This window comes from Moorena sp. SIO3E8 (assembly GCF_010692445.1).
GTDB classification, from domain to species: Bacteria; Cyanobacteriota; Cyanobacteriia; order Cyanobacteriales; family Coleofasciculaceae; genus Moorena; species Moorena bouillonii.
The window spans coordinates 1-1,644 of record NZ_JAAHHM010000339.1 but is presented as its reverse complement, the minus strand read 5'-3'; the positions used below and the strand labels follow the sequence as shown (position 1 = coordinate 1,644).

At 40.3% G+C, this 1,644-nt stretch carries 1 protein-coding gene; it reads left to right on the top strand.

Translation table 11 applies throughout. From position 1 onward, the window contains the following. The first annotated feature begins 375 nt into the window (after positions 1 to 375). Positions 376 to 1,614, top strand: coding sequence for a transposase (locus tag F6K46_RS39615; RefSeq protein WP_293068959.1), 1,239 nt, complete (start codon positions 376 to 378; stop codon positions 1,612 to 1,614). Positions 1,615 to 1,644 lie beyond the last annotated feature (30 nt).

The window sequence follows — 1,644 nt, the reverse complement described above, 5'->3', positions numbered from 1 at the left end:
TTAACTGTCCGGCAAAAGAAGTCCCACATCTCTATGCGCAGGATGAGTGCTTAAAGTTACCGTAAGATAGTGGAGCTTTTATGGTTAGTCGGTTATGCGCAAAAGGGTTAAATCTTTTGTAATAAAGCTCCACTATCTAAGGTTTCGTCTCCAGGGATGAATTTTGCACAGGGTCTCTAGGATCAGGGAAGCGAGCTATCAAACTTCTCAGTAATTCGGATGGAGTCATCCCCCTCCTGTCAGCTTCTTGTTTTAGTTGCTGTTTTTCAAAGCTGGTTAACCTGATCACAAATCTTTGATCTTTCATTTTAGTGTTGACACTTGTTACAATATAGGCGATCCTAATAATAGGTCGAAAAACAGGATATGGCAACAATGATATCAGCTTATCAGTACCGACTAAGATTAACTAAAAAACAGGAAGCAGAAATCGAAAAGTGGTTAGATATGTTGCGCCACCAGTACAACTATTTACTTGCTGAGAGATTTAGTTGGTACGAGCAGAATCGTTGTTCCATTAACTCTTGTCCTTTGGTATGTCATCTACCAGAATTAAAAAATAATCCCGATTACTTTTCACAGCAAAATTCTCTGCCTCAGTTAAAGAAAGACAGACCCTGGTACAAGGTAGTTCAGTCTCAAGTTTTGCAGAACTGTGTCAAGAGAGTCGATCTAGCTTTTAAGCGTTTCCTGAAGGGCGATAGTAACGGTAAAAAAAGCGGGAGACCTAGATTTAAAGGGAAGAACAGATACAAATCTTTTACGTTTCCCTCTCTTGGCAAAAATCCTATAAGTGGCAATATACTGACTCTTCCAAAATTTGGGAAAGTCAAAATGATTTTCCATAGACCTATCCCAAAAGGTTTTCAAATTAAGACAGCCACCATAACTCGAAAGGCTGACGGGTACTATGTTACGTTATCCATTCAAGATGATTCTGTGCCGGATATTATCCCAGTAGATAGCGTCTCTAGTCCTGTTGGGATAGACATGGGTCTCAAGTCTTTCCTGGTCAAGTCTGATGGTTCAGAGGTACCAATCCCTCAATACTATCGGAAAGCTCAAAAGCGACTAAAAAAGATCCAAAAAGCTGTCAGTAGATCCAAAAAAGGAAGCAACAATCGGAAAAAAGCTGTAAACAAACTAGGTAAAGCTCATAAAAAGGTTGCTGACACTCGAAAAGATTTTCATTTTAAAACTGCTAAAAGCTTACTAGACAACCATGACTTAGTTGCTCATGAAAAGTTGAATATAAAAGGTTTGGCTAAAACTAAAATAGCCAAATCTATTCTTGATGCTGGGTGGGGTCAATTTTTGTCTATCTTGTCAAACAAAGCCGTTCGCGTAGCGTGGCCTACGGCCATAAATGCTGGTTTGATTACAGTTGCAGTGAATCCCCGTAATACTAGTCAAAACTGTTCTAATTGCGGAACGAAAGTACCCAAAAAGTTGAAAGATCGCATTCATTGTTGTCCTCACTGTGGGTACACGGAAGACCGAGATGTAAATGCGGCGATCAATATATTGAAATTGGCGGTGGGGCATCCCGTCAGAAGTAAAGCTTCCAGAGTATCCGAACCGATAGGTGGAGTTGGGAAGAAGCCCACACTGTAATCTACGATTCAGTGTGGGAGTATGTCACTA

Bases quoted from the DNA above. Each gene is read 5' to 3' on its own strand.
- F6K46_RS39615 (WP_293068959.1), top strand. From the start codon at position 376: ATGATATCAGCTTATCAGTACCGACTAAGATTAACTAAAAAACAGGAA.